Source organism: Synechococcus sp. JA-3-3Ab (assembly GCF_000013205.1).
Lineage (GTDB): Bacteria > Cyanobacteriota > Cyanobacteriia > Thermostichales > Thermostichaceae > Thermostichus.
Genome location: NC_007775.1, coordinates 1722357 through 1745791, shown reverse-complemented (window position 1 = coordinate 1745791; position 23435 = coordinate 1722357). Strand labels below are relative to the sequence as shown.

Annotated in this window: 25 protein-coding genes; 10 read left to right on the top strand and 15 right to left on the bottom strand. The window is 58.5% G+C overall.

Annotated elements, in window-relative coordinates; all coding sequences use genetic code 11:
- The first annotated feature begins 347 nt into the window (after positions 1–347).
- From CYA_RS08215 to CYA_RS14145, 4 genes are all read left to right on the top strand, one after another.
- Positions 348–890, top strand: a complete 543-nt coding sequence (locus tag CYA_RS08215; RefSeq protein ID WP_011430571.1) for an NYN domain-containing protein — start codon at positions 348–350, stop codon at positions 888–890.
- Between the two features lie 193 nt (positions 891–1083).
- Positions 1084–2220 (top strand): citrate synthase, encoded by a 1137-nt coding sequence (locus CYA_RS08210; protein ID WP_011430570.1) that lies wholly within the window; start codon positions 1084–1086, stop codon positions 2218–2220.
- Positions 2221–2298: 78 nt separating this feature from the next.
- Positions 2299–3354, top strand: a complete 1056-nt coding sequence (locus CYA_RS08205) for a permease (RefSeq protein ID WP_011430569.1) — start codon at positions 2299–2301, stop codon at positions 3352–3354.
- A gap of 355 nt (positions 3355–3709) precedes the next feature.
- Positions 3710–4144, top strand: coding sequence for a DUF29 domain-containing protein (locus CYA_RS14145; RefSeq protein ID WP_011430568.1), 435 nt, complete (start codon positions 3710–3712; stop codon positions 4142–4144).
- A 158-nt stretch (positions 4145–4302) separates the two neighbouring features.
- Here CYA_RS14145 and CYA_RS08200 read toward each other — a convergent pair whose 3' ends face one another.
- From CYA_RS08200 to purB, 7 genes are all read right to left on the bottom strand, one after another.
- Entirely contained in the window at positions 4303–5670 is a 1368-nt protein-coding gene (locus tag CYA_RS08200) for an FAD-binding oxidoreductase (RefSeq protein ID WP_011430567.1), read from the bottom strand.
- Positions 5671–5782: 112 nt separating this feature from the next.
- Positions 5783–6580, bottom strand: a complete 798-nt coding sequence (gene pstB, locus CYA_RS08195) for a phosphate ABC transporter ATP-binding protein PstB (protein ID WP_011430566.1) — start codon at positions 6578–6580, stop codon at positions 5783–5785.
- A 70-nt stretch (positions 6581–6650) separates the two neighbouring features.
- On the bottom strand, positions 6651–7544 hold the full coding sequence (gene pstA, locus CYA_RS08190; protein ID WP_011430565.1) for a phosphate ABC transporter permease PstA: 894 nt from the start codon (positions 7542–7544) through the stop codon (positions 6651–6653).
- Between the two features lie 38 nt (positions 7545–7582).
- Positions 7583–8566 carry a phosphate ABC transporter permease subunit PstC gene (gene pstC, locus CYA_RS08185; RefSeq protein WP_011430564.1) on the bottom strand — a complete coding sequence of 328 codons (984 nt, stop codon included), beginning with the start codon at positions 8564–8566 and terminating at the stop codon, positions 7583–7585.
- A 148-nt stretch (positions 8567–8714) separates the two neighbouring features.
- Entirely contained in the window at positions 8715–9776 is a 1062-nt protein-coding gene (gene pstS, locus CYA_RS08180; RefSeq protein ID WP_011430563.1) for a phosphate ABC transporter substrate-binding protein PstS, read from the bottom strand.
- A gap of 517 nt (positions 9777–10293) precedes the next feature.
- On the bottom strand, positions 10294–11274 hold the full coding sequence (locus CYA_RS08175; protein WP_011430561.1) for an aspartate carbamoyltransferase catalytic subunit: 981 nt from the start codon (positions 11272–11274) through the stop codon (positions 10294–10296).
- Positions 11275–11283: 9 nt separating this feature from the next.
- The gene (gene purB / locus CYA_RS08170; protein ID WP_011430560.1) at positions 11284–12579 is read right to left on the bottom strand and encodes an adenylosuccinate lyase; all 1296 of its coding nucleotides are present in this window, start codon (positions 12577–12579) and stop codon (positions 11284–11286) included.
- A 133-nt stretch (positions 12580–12712) separates the two neighbouring features.
- Here purB and CYA_RS08165 point away from each other — a divergent pair, with 133 nt between their 5' ends.
- Together CYA_RS08165 and CYA_RS08160 are read left to right on the top strand one after the other, a co-directional pair.
- Positions 12713–13294, top strand: coding sequence for a Uma2 family endonuclease (locus tag CYA_RS08165; RefSeq protein WP_011430559.1), 582 nt, complete (start codon positions 12713–12715; stop codon positions 13292–13294).
- 96 nt (positions 13295–13390) lie between these two features.
- A complete protein-coding gene (locus CYA_RS08160; RefSeq protein ID WP_011430558.1) occupies positions 13391–13723 on the top strand; it encodes a tetratricopeptide repeat protein in 333 nt (110 codons plus the stop codon).
- On the opposite strand, the gene lipB is transcribed toward CYA_RS08160, so the two are convergent.
- Positions 13720–14502 carry a lipoyl(octanoyl) transferase LipB gene (gene lipB / locus CYA_RS08155; RefSeq protein WP_011430557.1) on the bottom strand — a complete coding sequence of 261 codons (783 nt, stop codon included), beginning with the start codon at positions 14500–14502 and terminating at the stop codon, positions 13720–13722. The two genes, CYA_RS08160 and lipB, sit on opposite strands and share 4 nt — an antisense overlap.
- A 13-nt stretch (positions 14503–14515) precedes the next feature.
- Positions 14516–14848 carry a thioredoxin gene (gene trxA, locus CYA_RS08150; protein WP_011430556.1) on the bottom strand — a complete coding sequence of 111 codons (333 nt, stop codon included), beginning with the start codon at positions 14846–14848 and terminating at the stop codon, positions 14516–14518.
- Between the two features lie 209 nt (positions 14849–15057).
- Between trxA and CYA_RS08145 the strand changes: the two genes are divergently transcribed.
- Positions 15058–16314 carry a coenzyme F420-0:L-glutamate ligase gene (locus CYA_RS08145; protein ID WP_228375229.1) on the top strand — a complete coding sequence of 419 codons (1257 nt, stop codon included), beginning with the start codon at positions 15058–15060 and terminating at the stop codon, positions 16312–16314.
- Here the strand turns inward: CYA_RS08145 and CYA_RS08140 are convergent.
- From CYA_RS08140 to CYA_RS08125, 4 genes are all read right to left on the bottom strand, one after another.
- Positions 16289–18007, bottom strand: coding sequence for a SulP family inorganic anion transporter (locus tag CYA_RS08140; RefSeq protein WP_228375228.1), 1719 nt, complete (start codon positions 18005–18007; stop codon positions 16289–16291). The genes CYA_RS08145 and CYA_RS08140 overlap by 26 nt on opposite strands.
- A gap of 59 nt (positions 18008–18066) precedes the next feature.
- Positions 18067–18648, bottom strand: coding sequence for a rhodanese-like domain-containing protein (locus CYA_RS08135; RefSeq protein ID WP_011430553.1), 582 nt, complete (start codon positions 18646–18648; stop codon positions 18067–18069).
- Between the two features lie 19 nt (positions 18649–18667).
- Complete coding sequence (locus tag CYA_RS08130; protein ID WP_011430552.1) at positions 18668–19135, bottom strand: DUF29 domain-containing protein; 468 nt, start codon at positions 19133–19135, stop codon at positions 18668–18670.
- Positions 19136–19232: 97 nt separating this feature from the next.
- The gene (locus tag CYA_RS08125) at positions 19233–19949 is read right to left on the bottom strand and encodes an MBL fold metallo-hydrolase (RefSeq protein ID WP_011430551.1); all 717 of its coding nucleotides are present in this window, start codon (positions 19947–19949) and stop codon (positions 19233–19235) included.
- 112 nt (positions 19950–20061) lie between these two features.
- On the opposite strand from CYA_RS08125, the gene CYA_RS08120 reads away from it, so the two are divergent.
- Entirely contained in the window at positions 20062–20469 is a 408-nt protein-coding gene (locus CYA_RS08120; protein ID WP_049749757.1) for an ArsR/SmtB family transcription factor, read from the top strand.
- Here CYA_RS08120 and CYA_RS08115 read toward each other — a convergent pair.
- Together CYA_RS08115 and arsB are read right to left on the bottom strand one after the other, a co-directional pair.
- Positions 20436–20852: a YidH family protein gene (locus CYA_RS08115; RefSeq protein WP_011430549.1), complete on the bottom strand. Its 417-nt coding sequence runs from the start codon at positions 20850–20852 to the stop codon at positions 20436–20438. The two genes, CYA_RS08120 and CYA_RS08115, sit on opposite strands and share 34 nt — an antisense overlap.
- Positions 20853–20868: 16 nt before the next feature.
- Positions 20869–22017, bottom strand: a complete 1149-nt coding sequence (arsB, locus tag CYA_RS08110) for an ACR3 family arsenite efflux transporter (protein ID WP_041439078.1) — start codon at positions 22015–22017, stop codon at positions 20869–20871.
- A gap of 150 nt (positions 22018–22167) precedes the next feature.
- On the opposite strand from arsB, the gene CYA_RS08105 reads away from it, so the two are divergent.
- Both CYA_RS08105 and pgeF read left to right on the top strand, forming a co-directional pair.
- The gene (locus tag CYA_RS08105) at positions 22168–22581 is read left to right on the top strand and encodes a DUF3119 family protein (protein ID WP_011430547.1); all 414 of its coding nucleotides are present in this window, start codon (positions 22168–22170) and stop codon (positions 22579–22581) included.
- Positions 22578–23390 carry a peptidoglycan editing factor PgeF gene (pgeF, locus tag CYA_RS08100; protein ID WP_011430546.1) on the top strand — a complete coding sequence of 271 codons (813 nt, stop codon included), beginning with the start codon at positions 22578–22580 and terminating at the stop codon, positions 23388–23390. Before CYA_RS08105 ends, pgeF begins: the two co-directional genes overlap by 4 nt.
- The last annotated feature ends 45 nt before the right edge of the window (positions 23391–23435 follow it).

The following is a 23435-nucleotide window of genomic DNA, read 5'->3' as shown; positions in this document are numbered from 1 at the left end:
TCTCGTAACACATCTTAACTTGCTAGCTCGGGTGCGGTAAAAATGGTCTTCTCGACAAACCTGCGGGCGAACTCAGGCGAAAAGTAACACCCAACCGCTCAAGGGAAGTCGCGTAGAAAAAAGCTTTGGGCCTGAGGCAGACCCCTTACGACTGCTTTCCTTGAGGACTTGCAACCCCTGGGGGGCGTCTTTGAGGCAGTCTTCCTCTCCTGGTTCACTTGCAAGCCCAAGACTGTGAGTGGGCCAGCCTCAAAAGGGTCTTTACGGCGCTCTTTGATAAGGATTAGGATAAGGGTGCAAACTGATACAAATTGGTGCGATCCTGGGCAAGGGATCCGCCACTATGCATGACAGCTTCCTCCCCCACAGTTTTATTGGTTGACGGCTACAACATCATCGGAGCTTGGCCCACCCTAAAGAAGTTGGCACGTCGCTCCCTGCTGGACTTGGCGCGTCTGCGCTTGGTGGAATCTTTGGCCAGCTACGTGGCTTTCCGCGGCTACCGGGCGACTGTGGTGTACGACGCCTATACCCAGCCCACTCCTGCCCGACAGGAGCGTTCTCCCTCCGGCATCGAGATTTTCTACACTGCTTACGGGGAAACTGCCGACGCCTGCATCGAACGGCTCTGTGCTCAGTTGCAGGCAAAGGCTTATCGGGTACGGGTGGCCACCTCAGATCGCGTCCAGCAGTGGGTGATCGGCGGCTACAACGCAGAATGGCTCTCGGCAGAACAACTGTGGGCAGAAGTGCAGCAGGCTCAAGAGCAGATCCGGCGCATCCAGCCCAAGCGGCTGCCGAGCAGGCGGGGCATTGATTTCTATTTGAACCCGGAGACCTTCTCTCGCCTCAACCGCTGGCGACTCTCCGGTCGGGATCCCGTACATTAACTGGCGAGGTGCTCCGAGGCAAACCTGATACCGGAGCAGGGTCTTTCTCACCCTGGCTGATATGGGTTGCCAAAGCCCTTCTCAGGGTAGGCAAAGGCGGGATCTGGCTTCAGAGATCCAGATCTGCTTTAATGTAGCGAATGTAGTGACGCCCCTGTTCTCTCCTTGGGGGGCTCATTTCAGGGATCCGACTATGGCGGATGGCGAATACAGGCCGGGGCTAGAAGGCGTTCCGGCCACGCGCTCTAACATTAGTTTTGTCGATGGCCAGGCAGGGATCCTGGAGTATCGGGGCATTCCCATCGAGGAACTGACGGCCCAGAGCACCTTTCTGGAGACGGCCTATCTGCTGATCTTCGGCAAGCTGCCGACGCAAGCCGAGCTGGACAACTTCGATCAGGCCGTCCGCAGCCATCGGCGGGTGAAATACCGCATCCGCGACATGATCAAGTCGTTTCCCGAGTCGGGCCACCCCATGGATGCCCTGCAAACCTGTGTTGCCAGTCTGGGGATGTTCTATCCGGTGCGAGAGGCGGATCCCGACTATGTGTTCGGCACCGTCACCCGGTTGCTCTCCAAGCTGCCGACGATGGTGGCGATGTTTCACCAGATGCGCCAGGGCAACGATCCCATCCCCCCCGACGACAGCCTGGATCATGCCGCCAATTTCCTCTACATGCTCTCCGGCAAGAAGCCGGATCCCTGGCTGGCCCGCATCTTCGATACCTGCCTGATCTTGCACGCCGAACACACAGTCAATGCCTCTACTTTTGCCCTGCTGGTGAGCGCCTCTACCCTGGCCAGCCCCTATAGCAGCCTGGCCACGGCGGTGGGTACCCTTTCGGGGCTGTTGCACGGCGGGGCCAACCAACAGGTGATGAGGCTGTTGCGACAAATCGGCTCGGTGGAAAATGTGCGCTCGTTTATCGAAGAGAAGCTGGCCAAAAAAGAGCGCATCATGGGCATGGGCCATCGCGTTTACAAGGTGAAGGATCCGCGGGCCACCATCCTGCAGCGGCTGGCAGAGGAGCTGTTCGAGCGCTACGGCCACGACAAGTACTACGACATTGCCCTGGAGGTGGAGCGGGTGTGTGAGGAGTTGCTGGGGCCGAAGGGGATCTACCCGAATGTGGACTTCTACTCAGGGTTGGTCTACGCCAAGCTGGGGATCCCAGAAGATTTGTTTACACCGGTGTTTGCCATTGCCCGAGCGGCGGGTTGGCTGGCCCATTGGCGGGAGCAGTTGTCCGATAATCGGCTTTTCCGACCCACCCAGGTGTACACAGGCGAACGCCAGCAACGCTACATCCCTATAGAAGAGCGGGGTTGAGAGCCGTTTGACAGGGCGCTGGGCCGGGATCCCAACTCAATAGAGCCCAAATTGGTGTGAGGTGGTGCGTTGAGCCTTTTGGATTCTCCTCTCTGGCGCGATGGGTTCACCCTCTTTTTGAGCATCGTGGTGCAGGCCATGCCCTTTTTGCTCTTGGGGGTGTTCCTTTCGGGGCTGATGGCGGTGTTTGTGGAGGGATCCCAGTTGGCCCGTTTCCTGCCCAAAGGCAAAATCGGCAGCGCGGTGGCCGGTGGCGCTTTAGGATTCTTTTTCCCGGTGTGCGAGTGTGGCAACCTGCCGGTGGCCCGTCAACTGGTGATCAAAGGGATCCCACCCCACGTGGCGGTGGCCTTTCTGTTGGCGGCGCCGGTGTTTAACCCGGTGGTGATCTTTTCCACTTGGATTGCCTTTCGCTCCATGCCGGAGCTGGTGATCTACCGAGTTCTCTTTTCCTTCGGCATTGCGGTTGTCGTCGGCTTGATCTTCAGCCTGCAAAAGGATTTCCAGCCTCTGTTGCAGCCGTCAGTCTGGCGGGAGCTGCAGCGCAATTGCTCCCAAGAAGCTGATCCGAAGAACATCTCCCGCTCGCCGTTGTTGCAGGGGGGCACCTTCTGGATTGGATCCCAGAGCCCTGCTCAAGGGGCCTCTGGCGGATCCCTGGCCACTTTACAAACGGCTGAAGATGTGTATCGCTCTGCTCTGGCCGCTGCGCCTTCTCCCTCCAGGGGACAAAAAGGAGTTCTCCTGCTGCAGACCTGGGCCAGGGAGATCCGCGAATTGGGATCCGTGCTCATCTTGGGCTCGGCGATGGCGGCCCTGATTCAAACGGTGATCCCGCGTTCGTTTGTGCTGGATTATGGCCAAGATGCATTGCTCTCAATCCTGATCATGATGGCCCTGGCCGGGATCATCTCCATCTGCTCGACGGTGGATGCCTTTTTCGCCCTCTCCTTTGCCGCCACCTTCACGCCGGGATCCCTGTTGGCTTTTATGGTGTTTGGGCCGATAGTAGACTTGAAAGCCATAGGCTTGATGCTCACTCTGTTCAAGCCCCGCGCCATTTTCTACTTCGTGATCTTGGTCTTTCAGCTTACTCTGGTGGGAGCTTTAGCCATCAACTACTATGGCAGTTAAAGCGTTTGTTTGAACCTTTCTCCACAGGGACACCCTCTCCATCCACTCTCCGTCAAATATTCGTCAAATATAGTTGCTTCAGTTTAGGGTAAGACGCCTGGGCTCCTGATCGCGCCAGCGGGACGGAGTCCTTGAAAAGCCTTCCGGCTCGGTGCACTTTAAGTGTGGGTGCAGTGTCCTGCTTTAAATCGAAATGACTATAGAAAGAGTTGCCTGGATAAGGTTTATCACCAGAGGACTCTGCTCCCAGACGGTTGAGAACTCAGGTGTTACAGGTTTTATTGTAGTAAACTCAAGAAGGACGTAGTCTGGATTTCATAATTATCGCGACCCTATTTTTCAGCAGGACAAAGCTATGAGCAATCTATACTCGACAGACTTTAACTTGTGGATTGACCGAACAACCCGGCTATTGCGGGAAAGGCGCTGGCATGAAATTGACCTAACACACTTAATTGAAGAGGTTGAGAATTTGGGCAAGAGCGAACGACGAGGGATTACCAGTCAATTAACTCGCCTTCTGCTGCATCTACTCAAGTGGCAATATCAACCTCAGCGCCGTTCAGATAGCTGGCTAGATTCCATTACAGATGCGCGAACCCAAATCGGATTGGCCATAGAAGATAGCCCCAGCCTAAAAGGTTATCTGATAGAGCAACTTGAAGAGAGTTATCAACGGGCGCGCCGCCAAGCAGCCAGGCAAACGGGGATAGAAATCTCGACATTTCCAGATGTCTGTCCCTACTCTCCAGAGTTGGTGCTTGCAGAAGATTGGCTGCCGGAAGTTTGACAGTCCACACCACAAAGCATTTAACGGTGGACAGCATTCCCACAGTACTGACCCCACAGTTCTGGCCTGGTCTTGTCTCACACAGGCAATCGATTATGCATTAAATACCGGCAACATAGATAGACCAAGGCCAATTGCTGTGCTACTGTTGCTATTCCTCAAGCAGAGGCGCGCTCCTGCCAGGTGCGCATCTTGCCCGGATTAAGCAACCCATAGGGATCCACTTCTTCTTTAAAACGAATCTGGCGCGGATCCATCACTTTGCGCCCGCCGTCTTCGATGATGAAAGTGTGGGGGTTGGCAATAAATACTCCCTGCTCTTCGTGGTAGCGCATGATCTCGTTCAGGCGCTCTTCGGTGGTAAAGCGGACAATTTGCAGGCCGACAGGGGTAGCTTGCCCGTTGATGCGAATCCACTCCAGGTGCATCAGCACTTCGTCGCCAAAATACTCGTACATGTGCTGCACCAGCTTCAGCTCCCGATCGGCGGGAAAAGCCGATTGTAAATAAGTCAGGCTGGGATCCACGCTGCGGCAGTGCAAGGTGGTGTGGTTCCAAGAAAATTCCCCCAGCGAGATCCCCTTGCTGGCCTCCTGGGCCGTTTTGTTGTAAACCACTTGGCCCCCATGTTCCCGGATCAGCTCCAACAGCGGCTCCACACTGCATTCGGCCACCATCAACAGGGCCACAGCGGATCCTTCTGGCAAATGACCCCGCAGCGGTGCAAAGTAGCTGGGGATCGGCCAAGCGTGCAGGCTGACCAATTTCTTGAGGATCCCATCGGCATCGCCCAGGGCTTGGCCAAAATGGGCACAGGGCATAAAGCCCACTTCAGGGGGAAAGGCCACCACCAGCTCCGCCCAAGGATAAGCAGGCGCCAGCGGAATCTCCACCTCGGTGATGATCCCATTGAGGCCCCAGGCATGGCTGACTTTAAACACGTCGTCTCCCCGCAGCTCCAGGGCCCGCGGCTCCTCTTCGACTGTGATCACCCGCAGCCCCAAGATGTTGCCCCGATCCAGCAATTGGCCGTAGGTCACAGAGCCAATGCCGCCGCTGCCGCCGGCAATGAACCCCCCGATGGTGGCCGTGCGATAGGTGGAAGGAGCCATGCGGATCTCCCAGCCCATCTCCCGGGTGTGTTTGTCGATGGCCATCAACTTGGCCCCCGCCTGCACCCGCGCCAAGCCCGGCTTTGCCCAAAGCACCTGGTTGAGCTTGCCCATGTCCAGGATCACACCCCCGGCCAGCGGGATACATTGGCCGTAATTACCGGTACCGGCACCGCGCACCGTAACCGGGATCCGCAGCCTGGCACAGGCCGCTGCCACCCGCATCACCTCGGCCTCATCGGCGGGGCGCACCACCAAATCTCCCCGCTTGTCGCTCAGTTGTCGGCTCAGCACGGGGCTGTAGTGGTAAAAATCCAACGACAACTTGGCCACCTGAGCCGGATCAGTGATGATCTCAATACCCTCTAAGTCAGAACGCAAAGCCTGCAGCTTGTCAGGAGCGGCAACGATCATAGGTATCCGTATTTGGGTGCAACGGTTCTTCAGACTCCATCATCGGCAGAAATTGCCTGCAAAAGGGTTTGCAGAGAACAGTATGGGAAGGATCCCTGTCCGGCCAGGTCGATTAGCCGAAGCGGCCCTCCACATAATCTCTTGTGGCTTGCTTGGTGGGGCTGTTGAAGATGACTTCAGTTCTGTCAAATTCAATCAGCTCGCCCACACGGTTGGATCCCACCAGCTCCACGCTGAAGAAAGCCGTCATATCCGAGACGCGGCCGGCCTGCTGCAGGTTGTGGGTGACAATGATGATGGTGTAGTCCTGTACCAGCTCCTTCATCAGCTCCTCAATGCGGCGGGTGGAAATGGGATCCAGTGCCGAACAGGGCTCATCCATCAAAATCACATCCGGCTGCACCGCCAGAGCGCGGGCAATACACAAGCGCTGCTGCTGCCCTCCCGACAGCGACTGACCATTTTCTTTCAACTTGTCTTTGACTTCATCCCAGAGGGCAGCCCGTTTCAGCGAGGTTTCCACCACCTCGTCCAAGTCTACCTTCATCCCCAGCACCCGCGGGCCGTAGGCCACGTTGTCGTAAATGCTTTTGGGGAAGGGATTGGGCTTTTGGAAGACCATGCCGATACGCCGCCGCACCGCCACCGGATCGACCTCTTTGGCGTAGAGATCCTTGCCGTGGTAGGTGAGCTTGCCCTCTACACGAGCACCGGGGATCAAATCGTTGGTGCGGTTGAAGCAACGTAGGATCGTGCTTTTGCCACAGCCGGAAGGGCCGATAAACGCAGTAATCTGTCGGGCTGGGATGTCCAGAGTAACATTTTTTACAGCCAGATTGGAGCCATAGTAGACATTCAGGTTCTCGGTCCTGAAAACGTAAGAGGTCTGGTTAAGAGATTGAGTTTGCATGGCAGCACTCACAGAAAGAGCTAGAGTTCGACGAAGAGTTCGATTCAAGACTTTGTTGAGAATCCTCAGGCTATTTCCTGGTCTTGTACACCAAAAAGCGAGCGATCAAGCTGGCCGCCAAAACAGTGGCTAACAAAACCAAAGCGCCCGCCCAAGCCAGCTGCTGCTGCACCCTGTAGGGAATGATGGAGAAAAAGTAGACCATCACCGGCAAGGTAGCCACCGGGCCAAAGAGATCAGTAGACCAGAAATTGTTGTTAAAGGCGGTAAAGAGCAGAGGTGCAGCCTCGCCTGCCGCTCGGGCCAAAGCCAGGATTAGCCCGGTTACGATGGCCGGTGCCGCTGCCGGCAAAACAACGCGCATTGTGGTCTGAAAGCGAGTTGAGCCCAGGCCAAGGGAAGCCAAGCGCATGTCGGGCGAAACCAGCAGCAACGCCTCCTCGGTGGAGCGGAGGACAATCGGCAGCATCAGCACGCCAAAAGCCACCCCTCCCGAGAAAGCCGAAAAGCCGGATCCCCTCACCACCACAGCATAGGCAAACAGGCCGCAGAGAATGGCCGGTACCCCCGTGAGCACATTGCAGGAAAACTTAACCAGATAAGCCAAGCGGGTGCCGCGACCGAATTCAGACAAGTACACTGCCGCCAAGATGCCGAAGGGAAAGCTCAAAGCCGCCCCCGTAGCCAGCACCATTAAATTGCCGACAATTGCGTGACCAAAGCCCCCTTCCGCCAGGCCAGGGGCAGGGTAGCGGGTCTGGGTGAGGACATCCCAATTTATCCGCTGGATGCCTTCCTTGCCCACATCCCACAGCACCCAAGATAGGGAAGCTATGATCACCGCCACAGAGAGGCCACTCAGCAGGGTTAGGACAATGCCTGTGTAATTGCGGACAGGGGCAATGGCGGCACGAGTAATGTCGATGTCAACCTTCTCAGGGGCAAGCTGTGCTGAGTCGGACATGATAACAGTGCTCCTTTATCTTCTTTCTGCTTCCCAAGTTACTGCTCCAAGTTTTGAAACTTGCGGATGATGATCTCGGCAACAATGTTGACCAATAACGTCAGCACCATCAGCACCACGCCGGCATACATGAGAGCCGAAACCTGCAAGCGTCCTGCCTCGCCAAACTGAGAGGCAATCAAGCCAGTAATGGTGGATCCCGGCTGCATTAGGGAGATATTGATGCGGTTGGCGTTGCCGGAAAGCATGGCCGCTACCATGGTCTCTCCCAGGGCCCGTCCCAGCGCCAGCATGATCGAGCTGACAATGCCCGACAGGCCGGCAGGGATCATCACCGTTAAGAGGGTCTCCCAGCGGGTTGCCCCCAGAGCCAAAGCGCCCTCTTTTAGGCTGCGTGGTAGAGATTCAAAGGTACTGCGGGTAATGGAGATGATGATGGGAGAGATCATGATCCCCAGCACCACAGCCACTATCAACAAGCTGGGCCCCCGCGGAGCCGGGCCACCCAAGAAAGGGATCCAACCCAGCGTCTGGTTAATGGCTCGAAAGATGGGCCGCACTGCTGGAATCAGCACAAAGATCCCCCATAGCCCCAGCACCACACTGGGAATGGCCACGATCAGCTCAACGGCAAAGCCAATCGGCGCCGTTACCCACTTGGGGGCAAAACCTTCCGTCAAAAAAATGGCAGTGCCAATGCCCAGAGGGATGGCAAAAATCAAAGCCACCAGAGAGGTTACCAAACTGCCATAAATCTGTGGTAGCACCCCGTAGATGTTTTCCACCGGGTTCCAGCGGGTAGTAACCAGGAAGCCCAAGCCAAACTGCTGAATCGCCGGCAGAGCCGCTTCGGTGGTTTGAAGAATCACCCAGATGAGGATAATGCCGGCAAACCCTGCCAAGGCCAGCGTCAGGCGGACAAAGCCCACATCAACAGCCCGAGACAGGCTCGCCTTTTTCTCAATGTCAACATCGATATCCGGGTTTGGCGGTGAACCATAACCCGTAGCCGCTGAAGTCATAGCCTCTCTCCCATGATCATCTTCGGTTCAAAATCTTTCCTAAAAATCCCACCGTGCAAGGTAACCCCAGCAGCCGACCGAGAAAGCCTCATCTGCCTCCTCAGCCGGCCACCAGCTCCACTCTAGTGGAGTTCAGGCTGCAACCCAGTCATCGCACCGCATTGGGGTTAACGGTGATGGAATCCAGCTCTGCAAAGATCCGCTGGATAACCGCCTCAGGCATAGGGATGTAGTCCAGCTCCTTGGTGATGGCTTGACCCTCTGGCCCCTGGGTCCACTTCAGAGCCTCCACCAGCTTGGTCAGCTTCTGCTGATCGGGATACTCGCGGTACAGCATCACCCAGAACAAGCCCACGATTGGGTAGTCATTTGGCCCTTCAGGGTCGGGCACCAACAGCGCAAAGTCATCAGGAATGGGAGCATCCAGCGCCGAGGTAGCTGCCTCAGTCGAGAACTCAACAATGTTGCCCGCTTTGTTTTCCAAGCGAGCAGTGGCCATCTTTTCCAGCTTGGCATAGGACTGGTTCACGTAGCCAATCGCCCCTGGCTCCTGCTTGATGGTGGCGGCTACGCCCTCATTCCCTTGGGCTCCAATACCAACAGGCCACTCGACAGAAGTACCAGCACCGGCTGTCCAATTAGGGCAGACAGTTCTGATGTGGTTGGTGAACACAAAGGTAGTCCCAGAACCATCAGAGCGGTGTACCCAGGTGATGTCCAGGGGTGGCAGCTTGTTTGCTATACCTGGGTTCTCGGCCTTGATGCGAATGTCGTCCCAGCGAGTGATCTCGCCGGTCACGATGCCGCAGTAGGTTTTCCGCTTCAGGATGAGCTCTCCGTCTTCAATGCCGGGCAGGTTATAGGCAAACTCGATGGCCCCTCCCGCCAGAGGCAACTGTAGGGGATCATAGCCGTATTTAGCTCGGAAGCTTTCCAGGCGAGCACCGGAGAAAGGCGCCTCGGAAGCGCCGAAGTCCACAGTGCCATTGATCACCTGCTCTAGGCCAGCACCACTACCGACAGACTGATAGCTGACTTGCACAGTGGGGTCTACGGTGCGGTTGTAGGCGTCAAACCAACGTTGCAGCAAAGGAGCCGCAAAGGTCGCGCCCGCCCCGGAGATTTGCACGGTTTGGGCTTGAGCCGAGGTCGCTGTTAGAAATCCTACTGTTAGAGCGGTGAGGGAGAAAGCAGAAAGCAGGGTTCGCATGGGTAATATCTGTGGCGAATCAACACCTTCAACCCTATAACCTCAAAGTTAACAGAAGGATATCTAAAGGTTAACTTTGGGTTAAGTCAAGAGAAAAATCGATATTTTTGAGTGTGCTGGCTCGTTTCCAAACCTCGATTTTCCATCTGGTGGTCTTGGCCAGTTTGGATTTCAGCAAAATCAGGATCCTGGAGCCCAGGATCCGCGAAAAGGCTTATGCTGCTGAACTTCTATCTCATTTGACAACCAATCAAACGGACACAACTTGAATAAGAGCTAAGCTTAGACGGCTGCAAAAAAACTCGATCCAGATCCAAGATGTGTAAAATTTGATACAAAGATGTTACCCCCCTCTCGGCAAGCTTGGACATGATTTCAGCAGGGCGGGAAAAGCTCTGGCCAGAGCTTCTTCCGACTTTTGACAGTTTTGACAGAGAGAATTAGCTAGGAGATGGACTTCAACACTCCAGACGTGGGGCAGCTCTACATGTTCCCCGAGCAGAGAAAGATCTGGGCTCTAAGCTGGGATCCGCCCGCCCCCCATGAGGTACAGCAGGGCCATGCGCACCGCCACGCCGTGGGTGACCTGCTGCTCAATCAGGTTCAAGCCGGGATCCTCCATCACCTCGGAGCTGAGTTCCACACCGCGATTGACCGGGCCGGGGTGCAGAAGCTTGACATCCGGGTGGCACAGGCGCAGTCGTTGCCGCGTGAGGCCGAAGAAGTGATGGTACTCCTGCAGGCTGGGGAGAAGGAACTCGCCCATGCGCTCCTGCTGCAGGCGTAGGGTGATAACAAAACGCGCCCCTTCGAGGGCAGGCTCCAGCTGCCAATGGACAGGGAGCGTGTGGCCGGGCACAAAATGGGCAAAATCTTTGGGCAACAGGGTGGGAGGGCCGGCTAAGTGAACCTCAGCTCCGGCGGCCACCAGGGCGTAGATATCGGAGCGGGCCACTCGCGAGTGGAGAATATCGCCGACAATGGCGATTTTGATCCCTTGCAGCAACTCCAGGCGGGGACGCCGGGGATCCAGATGGCTGCAGAGGGTAAACAAATCCAGCAAACCTTGGGTGGGATGTTCGTGCAGTCCATCCCCGGCATTGAGAACGCCCACAGGGGATCCACGGCGGTCGATCTCGGCAGCTAATTGTTGGGGCACTCCTGCCTGGGCATGGCGAACGATTAAGAGATCGGATCCCATGGCCAGAAAGGTGCGGGCCGTATCCAAGAGCGTCTCCCCTTTGCTCAAGGAAGAGGTGCCTGGGGAAAAGTTGAGCACATCGGCCGAAAGGCGCTTGGCCGCCAGCTCAAAACTGGAACGGGTGCGGGTGGAAGGCTCGAAGAACAGCGTCACCACCACCTTCCCCTGCAGGGTGGGCACCTTGGGCAACCGCCGCGTCAACACCTCCTGGAAACTGGCGCTGGTCTGCAAAACCATCTGGTATTCTTCGGGAGTAAAATCCGCCAAGCCCAAGACGTGCTGCCGCTGCCAAACCATAGGGGATCCTCAAATGCCCAGGCGGGCAAAGATCTCGTCTAGGTGAGTTAGGTGGCGCTGGGGATCAAAGCAGTCCTGCAGTTCTGCCTCGCTCAGGTGGGCCATCACCCGGGGATCCGCCAGCAGATTGGCGCGAAAGTCCCCCTGCGGCTGGTTCCAGGCGCGATGAGCATTTTCCTGCACCAGGCGGTAAGCTTCCTCCCGGCTCAAGCCCTTCTCCACCAAGGCTAGAAGCACCTGCTGGCTGAAGATGACGCCGCCATAGATGTTGAGGTTGCGCTCCATGTTGCCGGTGTGAACCTGCAGGTGGCGCACCAGGTCGGCCATGTTCACCAGCAGGTAGTGGCAGAGAATGGAGGCATCGGGCAGGATAACCCGCTCCACCGAGCTGTGGGAGATGTCCCGCTCATGCCAAAGGGGGATGTTTTCCAGAGCCGGAAGGGCATACCCCCGCAGGAGGCGGGAAATCCCGGTTAGCTGTTCAGATTTGATGGGGTTGCGCTTGTGGGGCATAGCAGAGGATCCCTTTTGGCCGGGGGCAAAGTACTCCTCAGCCTCCAGTACCTCTGTTCGCTGCAGGTGGCGGATTTCAGTAGCAAAGCGCTCTAGGGAAGAGCCAATCAAAGCCAAGGTTTGCACGTATTCAGCGTGGCGATCCCGCGAGATTACCTGTGTCGAGGCTGTATCGGGCTTCAGGCCCAGGCGAGCGCAGGCCAACTGCTCCACCTGGGGAGGCACGTTGGCGTAGGTGCCCACTGCCCCCGAGATCTTGCCCACTGCCACCACCTCTTGCAGGCGTTCCAGCCGCTCCTGATGGCGCAGGCACTCGGCCAGCCACCCTGCCAGCTTAAAGCCAAAGGTAATCGGCTCGGCGTGAACACCGTGGGTGCGGCCGATCATGAGGGTGTAGCGGTGCTGCCGAGCTTGGTCGCGGATAGCAGCGATGAGGTCGGCCAGGCGGGCTTGCAAGATCTCCACCGAGGCCACAAGCTGCAGGGCCAGAGCGGTATCCAACACATCCGAGCTGGTCAGGCCCAGGTGGATGTAGCGCCCTGCCTCGCCCACGTGCTCGTTGAGGTTGGTTAAGAAGGCAATAACATCGTGCTTCACTTCCGCCTCAATTTCCAAAACCCGCGCCGGGTCAAAGGCGGCTTTGGCTCTGATCTCCTGCAGGGCTTCTTGCGGGATCCGCCCCAGCTCCGCTTGCGCTTCACAGACAGCCAGCTCCACCTGCAGCCAGGTCTGGAGCTTGTGGGCAGTGGACCAAATCTGGCCCATTTCGGGCAGAGTGTAGCGCTCGATCAAGGTGCCTTTTCCGTCGGTACAGTAGGATGATCTAAGCCATTTTAGCCTTTGGCGTCCCCCCTCGAGGAAAAGCCGCTGGGGGATCCCTGCGGGCTTGGCTTGCGGTGTCGAAGGAGCAGCAAGGAGTTTGCAGATGACCGTCGGAGCTGTGCCAACTCAGGGAAAAAGAGCTTGGACAGCCGAAGAATTCATGGCGTTGTCCAGGGAGGGACATCGCTACGAGATTGTTGATGGGAAGCCAATTGATATGGGAAGCGCGGGGGCACTCCATGGTTATGTCTGCAGCCTCCTATTGGCAGCTTTGACCCCCTACGTTTTGTCCAACAAGCTGGGGATCGTTTTAGATTCCAGCACTGCTTTTAAGATGAAGAGTGGAAATTGGCGCTCCCCTGACATCTCTTTTTTTGCTAAAGAACGCTTGCAGGGCATGGCTGAACTGCCCACAGGATTTTTGGAAGGCGCTCCAGATCTGGCTGTTGAAGTGCTTTCCCCCCGCAATACGGTTGAAGAAATTCATGACAAGCTGGTGGAGTACTTTGAAAATGGCAGCCGCCTGGTTTGGCTGGTTCACCCCAGCGAGCACTACGTCCTGGTGTATCGCAGCTCTCAAGAGCCTGACCGCCTCCTGAAATCGGTTGATCTTCTAGAAGGTGAAGAGGTTATTCCAGGATTTGCCCTGCCGGTGGCTCATCTATTCCAGAAGCTTTCCTTGTAACATCCCCCCGCCCTCACTCTAGCCAATAGACCTCCTCCTGAGAAGACCTCGGCCCCAAACACCGCTTCCGAGTTCAACTGGCAGGGATCCCTCAAGTTGCTGCGCGGGGATCCCGTAGCTGCCCTGGCGGATCTGGATCGGGCGGTGCAGTTGGATCCCAGCTATGCGCCGGCCTATGTGAACCGCAGCTACGTCTACAACCAGTTGCGCCAGCCGGAAGAAGCTCTGGCCGATGCGGAGCGGGCCATTCAGTTGGATCCGCGAATTCCAGAAGCCTACTTCAGCCGCGGCGTGGCCTATCTTCAGTTGGGGGATCGAGAAGCGGCGATGGCCGACTTTCGCCAGGCGTTGGCTCTCTTCTCCAAGAGCGGCAACTTTGCCAACCAGGCCATCCTGCAGCAACTGCTGCGCCAGTTGGGGGTGGATTAGCCTTGAGTCTTTAGAGACTTGCGTTCTCCCAACCACTCTGATAAGGAAACTTCCTGAGCTTGCAGCCCAAAGACCTGACAAAAGGACTTCACCAGCACCGGAGCTACGGCAGCCATCGTTACCTCTGGACAAAAGTGCACCAGGGATCCCACGGGCCGGTCAGGGATCCCACAGGGCACGATGGCTTGGAAGGCAGCTAGATCCGGACAAACGTTGAGGGCAAAGCCGTGGTAGGTCACCCAGCGGGAGACCTTGATGCCGATGGCCGCCACCTTGTGGCCTTGCACCCAAACCCCTGTTAGGCCAGGGATCCGCTCCCCCTGCAGGCCGAAGTGGGCCACAGTCTGGATGAGCACCTCTTCTAGGTGGCGCAGGTAGCGATGCAGATCCGGCTGGCCGTGGGAGCCGTAGACAGTCCTATGGCGCTTTAGGTTGAGCAGGGCATAACCCACCCACTGGCCCGGCCCGTGGTAGGTCACTTCGCCGCCCCGCTCCACCCGCAGGATCTCCGGCCCCTCAGTAACAGGGGACTCTGGCTGAGTGTCTGGAGATCCTATCTGTCCAGCCAGGCTTTTGAGAAACTTGGGATCGGCCCCCGCCCCCAGGGTGTAGACCGGCGGGTGGGTGAGCAACAAAAGCCCATCTGGCACCTGGGGATCGCGGATCATCTGGGCCAACCTGACTTGCTGCCAAGCCCACGCCCTGCGGTAGGGCACCTCTCCCGCCTGGTGAACTTGGAGAACCGGCCCCGCCTCAAGCTCCTGCCAAAACGCCCTCAAGGTCTATCTGCCCTTAGCTGACCGGCAGGCCGATCTGCGCCCGCAACCGCTCCACCAGGGCGCGAGGCTGCAACAGCCCCTCGATGCGGTCAACCGGCTTCCCGTCTTTGAACAGGATGAGAGTCGGCACAGCGTAGATCCCCCAGCGGGCAGCAATGTTGGGGTATTTATCTATATCCACCTTCACGAAGGAAATAGCATCCCCCACCTGCGGCTTCACCTGCTCCAACACCTGAGCCATCACCTGACAGGGACCACACCAGGTAGCGTAAAAGTCCACCAGAATGGGAGTTTTGGATCCCTGGATCATGTCGTCAAAGCTCTTGAACTGCTGTTTTTGGGCCATGGGCAACCTCCAAAGGATGCGGCAGAAAACTTAGGGTGCAATCTATTTTTAGTCTAACTGTTTGAGATGAAGGTGTAGATAGGGATCCCGCTACAGGGTGCTGGCGGTTTCCCGGTAGGATGGCTAGGGCTGGGGAGCGTACCTGTAGTCTAGGGTGCAGGCCTGAAGGAAGGGGCAGACTTGAGCAGGGTTTAAGGAGTGGGATCCCAATGGCAACCATTCGGATGGTGAGCCGAGGTGTGGTGGCTGGCGTATTGGCTGGCATGGTCTTGAGCCTCTGGGGGATCGGGCGCTGGCTTTGGGATCCCTCGGCCTGGATCCAGGTGGTGGCCGGGCTGCTCCTAAGTGTGGCGACGTTGCTGTACTGGCTGAAGACCCGCCCCGCCGACTGTCTGCTGGTGGAGCCCCAGAGCTGGCGCCTCAGCCGCCTCAGCCCTCATCGCTGGCTTATCCAGGCCGAGTTTGTGGCCCGCAACCTCAACCCCCTTTTTGAGGTCACCTTGGCCCAGGTGCAGCCGCGGCTGCATCTGCTCAGCGCCGGCTCCCTCGAAGGGATCCAAAGTAGGATCCGCCTGCGCTCCCGCCATCCGGATCTGCCCCCCCGCCCAGACAACTACTGGCAGGCCTACATCATCTCCCCCCAAAGCCAGACCGGCTTAGAAGTCGAGATCGAGCTAGAGGGGGAAGGGCTGGCAGATTTGCGCTCGGCCTGGCTGGAGTTGGACTACATCCAGTACGGGCGGCAACGGCGCACCCTGAAGACCAGCCACCTGATCCTGCCCTTGCAGGAAGTGGAGCCCTTGCCGGAGCTGGCCTGGCAGCAGCAGGGGCTGGTGAGTTGGGCTCCTGTTCCCACCCATCTGCTTACCCCCAGCGACGACCTAGCCGAGGTGCTGCGGCACTACGTAGGCCCCCATATCCAGCCCGGCGATATTGTGGCCATCTCGGAAAGCGCGGCGGCCATCGTCCAGGGCAACTTTCGCCATCCCCTGCAGGTGCAGCCCGGCTGGCTGGCCCGCACCCTCTGCTACTTCTTCCCTTCCAAAACCAGTCTCTCAAGCTGCTATGGGATGCAGACGTTGATCGACTGTTCGGGGGCCTGGCGGGTGTTGGGGGCTTTTGTCGTCGGATCCCTGGCCAAATTGCTGGGGATCCGCGGAGCCTTCTACGCCCTGGCGGGGGAGCAGGCGGCCTTGATCGACGATGTCACCGGCACTTTGCCCCCCTACGACCAGTTCATCGTCTTGGGGCCGCGGGATCCAGCCAAGCTGGTGGCCGAGCTCCACGCCCAGACCGGCTACGAGGTGGCCATTGTGGATGCCAACGACCTGGGCGAAGTCAACGTCTTGGCGGCCAGCCCAGGTGTGGAGCGGGAGCTGGTGGAGCAGGCTCTGCGCAAGAACCCGGCGGGCAATGCGGCAGAGCAAACGCCGATTGTGCTCATCCGGAAGCGGCTGCCGGCATAGAGTTCGTCTGAGACTTGAGAACCTGCATCGCCTGGTGGGTCGACAAGAAGAAGCGCTCGGCGCCCACTTTCTCCACAAACCCAGCCCTTTTGAGGCGATCCATCACCGGCCCCTTCACCTCGGCCAGGGCAAAGCCCACCCCCATTTGCTGCAGACGTTCTACCAACTGGGCCAGGGCCTCCAAAGCGCTGCCGTCGACGAAGTTAATGGCGCTGGCCACCAGCAGCACCTGTTCCACTGCTGGCCGCGCTGCTACCTCCTGCAGGATGGACTCCTGCAGGTAGGCCGCGTTGGCAAAAAACAGGCTTTCATCCACCCGCACCGCCAAGATGCGCGGATCGGTAATCACCTCATGGCGCAGCACGTTGCGGTAGTGCTCGGTGCCCGGCACCTGGCCAACAATGGCGATGTGGGGACGGCTGGCCCGCCAGAGGAAGAGGAGGATAGACACCAGCACTCCCAGCCCAATCCCCGGCTCCACCCCGATCCCCAGCACGCTGGCAAAGGTGACCAGCCAAACCAAGGCATCGCCGCGGTCGTAGCGCCAGCTCTGCAGCAAGGGGTGAAAATCCACCAACCCCAACACGGCTACCAAAACAATAGCTGCCAAGGTCGTCTGGGGCAGGAAGGTAAACAGGGGCATCAGCCAGATCACGGCCAGGGCTATCAGGGATCCCGTGACCACCGAGGCCAGGCCGCTGTTGGCCCCGGCCTGAAAGTTAACTACTGAGCGGCTGATCCCGCCGGTTACGGGGTAGCCACCACTTGTGGCTGCGGCCAGGTTGGCCACCCCCAGGGCCACTAGATCCTGGTTGGGATCCACTTTCTGCCGCCGCTGGCTGGCCAGCGACTGACCTACCGCATAGCTTTCTGTAAAGCCCACCAAGCTAATGGCCAAGGCTGTGGGCAGCAAAGCTCGCCACTCTGGCCAGCTCAGCCAAGGGAAGGTCAGGGGGGGCAAACCCGCCGGAATGGATCCCACCACCGCCACTCCTGCTCTTTCCGAGAGGTTCAACCCCCACACCAGCAGCGTGGTCACGAAGACGGCTCCCAGCGGCGCGCCCTTGGTGAGAAGTAGGCCCCAGAGGGGTGGGATCCCCCAGCGGCGCAGTTGAGCGGGGAGCTTCTGCTGGGCGTACACCAAGAGGGTGATGGCCAACAGCCCCAGCCCCAGGGTGACCCAGTTTACCCCCTCCAGGCTCTGCCAAAGCCGTTGCAGCAGCAGCCAGAAGGACTCGGTGTTGGCGATCTTCACCCCCAACAGATGGCGGAGCTGGCTGAAGGCGATGATTAGGGCTGCGGCGCTGCCAAAGGCCGTTACCACCGAGCGGCTCAAGAAATTGGCCAAAAACCCCAGCCGCAGTAGCCCTACCCCTACCTGGATCAGGCCCGCTTCTAGAGCCAAGCCCAGCGCCAACCGGCCATACTCCGGGCTGCTCGGCTCAGCCAGCGGCTCCAAGCCCGCGGCCACCAGCAAGGAGATGATGGCCACCGGCCCCACCGACAAAGCCCGGCTGGATCCTAGAAAGCCGTAGGCGATGACCGGCAGGATAGAGGCGTAGAGACCTGTCTGGGGAGGCAGCCCGGCCAGCAGCGCATAGGCCATGCTCTGGGGCACTAGGAGAAGGGCTGTAACCAGTCCGGCAATGAGATCCCCTGGCAGATCCTCTGGTCGATACCGAAGCCACCACAAGGAATCCCTGGTAAAGGGCAGGTAGCGCGCCGGGATTCTCTGGGGGGAAGGGATCCCGCTCATAGGGCCTGACCTCGGTTCCAGGGCATGCGAGCCAAGAGCAGAGCCATGCCACAGGTGTTGGTTACACCCGCAAACACCAGCCCGGCGCCCACAAAGCCACTCAGCAGCAGCCACCAGGGGTTGACAAAGGCCCCCAGAAGGGTTCCGGTGAGCACCAGGGATCCCGCCGCAATCTGCACCTGCCGCATTAGCGAAATGGGCGCGTTGCGGGTGCGGGTGGTGGGCAGCTTGGCAGCCTTCCAAGCCTCAATCCCGCCTTTTAGACTAAGCACCTCCGGCCAGCCGTGGTCTAGCAACTGACAGGCAGCGCGGATGGAGCGACTGCCCATGCGACACTGCAACACCACCGGTTTTTCCGGCGTCGAGGCCGGCACCCTGGCCGGATCAAAGCTAGACAGAGGCATGTTGATCGCCCCTGGGATCCGCTCATCGGCATATTCTCCCGGCTCCCGCACGTCGATGAGCTGTACCCGCCCTTGATCCAGCCACTGCTTTAAGGTCAGGGTGTCGATCTCCTTAAGACGGGGATCCCGTTCCTGCTGAGCGGAAGGCGTAGGATTTTGTCGGGCTACAGTCATTGGTTTCCTCCTCGGGTAACTAACCTTCTTCCTCAAGCAACCTGCTGGGCTCGCCGGGGTAAAACTGGCTATCCAGGATTTGCTCGGGAGAATAAGGACAGGTCTTGGGAAAAGTCTTTCTGGGCAGCTTTGTCTCTTCCAGGGCCAGCTGCAGCGCCCTCAAGTAAGACTTGGAGATGGCCTCCGGCAAATAGGGCCTCAAGCTGGGGTTTTCTTCCAATAGATCCAGAACTTCCTGTCGCTGCACCTGTAGGGTAAGAAGCCAGCTTACAGATCTAGCCTGCGGCTGATACTCCCATTTCAGAAGGTGCCCCACCAAAACCCCTAGCCGGTTGCGCAGCTCTTGCCGCTGTTGCCTGCCCAACGATTCCATCTCCTCAATCAAATGGGGCAGGTCTAGCTTCTCCCAGGCCCGCTCCCGCAGAAATTGAGCTTGTTGCTGAGTCCAAGCATAGAAATCCTTCTCATAGAGACTTTCTGGATCCACTCTCAACCCTCCCATTTCTGACCCGCCGGCTCAGAGAAGTCTAGCTAGCCCCGCAGGCTTTACAGCCAGGCTCTCCCACCCAAGAGGGTTTGCCCCACTAAACCGCGGCTGCCACTTGGCCGCACTGCTCGTTGGCGGGCACTGCTTCCTGGATCTTTTTGGGCTGAGGCAGGTTGAGGCTGTTCATCAGGGCGATGAAGCTCTCCCGCGAACGCAGCTTGCCCGTCTGTAGATCCACAAAGCGGGGGTTCCAGCGCTTCTCTTCGCCAATGGTGGAGACGGTGTGCCCACGGTAGTCGTGGCCGGGATAGACCAGCGTCTCGTCTGGCAGGGTAAACAGGTGCTGCGTAACGTGGTCGTACATCAGGCCGGGATCCCCACTTTGGAAATCCGTGCGCCCACAGCCGCGAATGAGCAGGGCATCGCCGGTAAGAACGCGATCCCCATTGACGCGATAGGTCATGTGGCTGTCGGTGTGGCCCAGGGTGGCGATGGCCTCGATGACAATGGATCCCACCTGCAGCGTTTCCCCATGGCCGATAAAGCGATCCGCACATTGCGCCTTGGCCTGAACCGGCACCACCCCTTGGCAGCCGGTCAGCTCGCGCAGCTTGCCAGTGCCGGTGATGTGATCGGCGTGGACGTGGGTTTCCAAGCAGTACTTCAAGGTCAGACCCAGCTCTCGAATTAACTTCAAGTCCCGCTCCACCTGCTCCAAAACGGGATCCACCAGAGCTGCCTCGCGGGTGTCTGGGTCTGCGATTAAATAGGTGTAGGTGCTCGTCTCGGTGTCGAACAGTTGGCGAAATAGCATGCTGCCCTCCTGTCTGTTGGCAAAACCCGAACGCGATCCAATTCGGGCCTCTAGATCTACTGTATAACTATTTAGTGTTAAAATCAAGCCAGCGCATCCCTCAAGACAGGCTATGGATTGGGACGAGCTCGTGAAAGGTGGCAAAGACGAGTGCCAGTTGACTCTGACGCCGGAAGTGCTGACCAGCGTAGCGGATTACTTCAAGGTTTTGGCGGAGCCCAGCCGGCTGCAGATCCTGTGTCAGTTGCGCTCGGGACCCAAGAACGTCACCCAGATCTTAGAGGCCACCGGCATGGGCCAGGCCAATGTTTCCAAACATCTCAAGATCTTGGCGCAGGCAGGGATCGTCAGCCGCGAGCCCAGGGGCGTGAGCGTCTACTACCAAATTGCCGATCCCATCTGCTTTGAGCTGTGCGAGGTGGTGTGCAAGCAGTTGATCGAGCGGCTCAAGCAGCAAGCCCGGCAATTGCAGCCGCTGGCAGCCCTTCACTCCGGCAGGCTGAGCCGGGAAGGCTCCTGAGGGCGGGGGCGGCGCAGCATCAGGGGAAGGCTCAGCAGCCCAAACAGGGCCACCACCGCAGCCATGATCCAGACGAGAAAACGGCTGGGGCGAAAGTTGCCCGCCTCGATTTGCCGCATCACCTGGTTGTAGCGCCAGGTTGAAAGGCCAATTGTCAGGATCCCAAAGATCACCAACAGGAGGCCCAGGTTCTGGGTACTCAAGAGGCCGTGGCTCGGGGAGGGCTGCTCGGGGGAGCTGGAAGCTTCGATCTGCTGCAGAAAGAGGCTGAAGCGGGTGAGGGCAAAACCAAAGGCAATGAGAGCCACAGAGGTGCGCAGCCAAGCCAGAAAGGTGCGCTCGTTGGCCTGGTGTTCCCGTTGGCGATCCGGGGGCAGGTTCATGGGCTGAAGGGATCCCTCAGGGGCTAATTTTAAGGCAGCGGGGATCGGGCAAGCTGGCCTTTTCCGGCTGGCGGGGGAAATAAAAGGCGGTACGCCGGCAGATCTCCACCAACATCAACATCACCGGCACCTCGATCAACACCCCTACGACGGTGGCCAGGGCGGCCCCTGAGTTCAAGCCAAACAGCACCACCGCCGTTGCAATGGCCACCTCAAAGTGGTTGCTGGCGCCGATTAAAGCTGCCGGAGCCGCATCCTCATAGCACAAGCCCAGTTTCTGGGCTGCCACATAGGTGATGCCGAAAATGAGGTTGGTTTGAACGAAAAGAGGCACTGCGATCAACAAAATGTGGAAGGGATTTTCCACAATGAGATCCCCTTTAAAAGCAAAAAGAAGCACCAACGTCACCAGCAAGGCGGCGATGGCAATGGGGTTGAGGTAGCGCAAAAAAGCTTTTTCAAACCATTCCCGGCCCTTGGTTTTGAGAATCCAATAGCGGGAGGCTGCTCCTGCAACTAACGGTAGGCCCACATAGACGGCCACCGACAGCAAAATGGTTTGCCAGGGCACCGTTAAATCGCTCATGGCCAGCAGCCAGCGGCCCAGCGGTGCGTAGAGGAAGAGCATGGTTAAAGAGTTCACCGCCACCATCACCAGGGTGTGGCCCTGGTTGCCATAGCTGAGATAGCCCCACATCAGCACCATGGCTGTACAAGGAGCAATGCCCAACAAAATGGCCCCGGCAATGTAGGAGCTGCTGAGGCTAATCTCTGTGCCGCGGATGATTTCCGTGCCGGTTATCCAAGGGGCAAACAGCCACCCCAAAAAAAACTGGGCGATCACCACCATGGTAAAGGGCTTCACCAGCCAGTTCACGGCCAGGGTCAACAGCACTGGCTTGGGAGATTTCAAAGCATAGGCTGCCTGGCCGAAGTCAATTTTCACCATGATGGGATACATCATGAAAAACAGGCAGACGGCAATGGGAAGGGAGACCTGATAGAGGCTCAAGGCATCCAAAGCCTCGGCCACGCCCGGAAACCATCGCCCCAGGAGGATCCCGGCAACAACACACAGGGCCACCCAAAGGGTGAGATAGCGCTCAAAAAAGCTCAGGGAGCCGCCGCTGGGGAGAGCTTTGGGGTCAGATGCGGTTAGGGCCATGATCAAAAGCCGCGTTCCTGTGTGCTCTGTCAGGATACATCAAAACAACTTGTTTGGTATGCCCCCAACTTACCCAGAGTCGGGATCCCTCCGGAGAAAGGTAGTGGCAGCGGCGTAAAATGGAGCTGGCAAGCGGAGGAGAAGCAAAAAGTGATCAAACCCCACTCTGCCCATCTGTTGACCCCCGACTTCCGCCTCAGCTTGGCAGTGCTGGCTTTGGCGGTGCCGCTGTTGTGGCTCTCGTTTTGGCTAGGGTTGGGAGTGGGGTTGTTTGGCCTGTTTTTGCTGGTACAGACCTGTCTGATCGGGCTGGCCTTTACCCGCACGGCGCTGCAGGTCTACAGCGGCTCCCGGCGCATCCGCGAGTTCCCCTACAGCGAGTGGCAGGACTGGCAGATCTTCTGGCGGCCGGTGCCGATTTTGTTTTTCTTCCGAGAAAGCCGGAGCATTCACTTTTTGCCGATGCTCTTCAACCCGGTCGAGCTGCGCATCTGCCTGGAGGAGCGGCTAGGCCACCTGCACGCCCGACGGCAGGGATCCCCTTTCCACCCATCAGGCCGATGAGCGGTTCCGGGGGCTGGGTTTGGCAAGAGGCAGGGAGATGGCGTTGGCTGCAGTGTCAACTGCTGGCGGGGTGGCCCCATGCTTTTGGCTGTCGTCAAGCTTCCCCCTATCAACCAGCCGATATGGCCGACCAGTTGCAACTCCTCCCAGAACGAGCTGCGTGGGGCCACCAGGTGCATGGCTGTCGCTGGACGTGGGCGGATGCAGTTGTCTTCTCCCAGGGGAGGGCTTCAGGTTCTCACGTCGGGGAAGGGAGTTTCGCCCGTCCCGAAGCAGATGCCGTGATCGCCCGTCGCCCAGGGGACTCGGCCTGGGTTTGCACTGCCGACTGTGTGCCCATTTTGGTGGCCAGCCCCCACTGGGTGGCCGCAGTTCACGCCGGCTGGAGGGGGACGGCTGCCGGTATCCTGACTAAGGTGCTGCAGGCCTTTCTCCAGGGGGGGATCCCTGCCAGCCAAATCCGCATTGCCCTGGGGCCGGCCATCTCCGGGCCAGCCTACCAGGTTTCTCAGGAAGTGGCCGAGCAGGTGCTGCAGTCGCTGCCTTCAGGGGTAGACCCACAACCTGCCCTCTGGCCAGATCCTCTGCCGGGTAAGGTGCGCCTGGATCTGCGCTGGATCAACCGCGCCCAGGCCGAAGCTCAGGGGATCCCGCCGGAGCACATCGCCATCAGTCCTCATTGCACCTTTGGCCAGCCTCAGGATTTCTTTTCCTATCGCCGCGAGGGGGCCTTAGAGGATGACCAGGGCCGTCGTTGCGTGCAGTGGTCGGCGATTGGCCTGCCAAAGGCGGCTTTTGACAAATCCTAGCTGCCAAAAATAGCAGCTATAATTGCCCTCAAAACTCAACCCTAT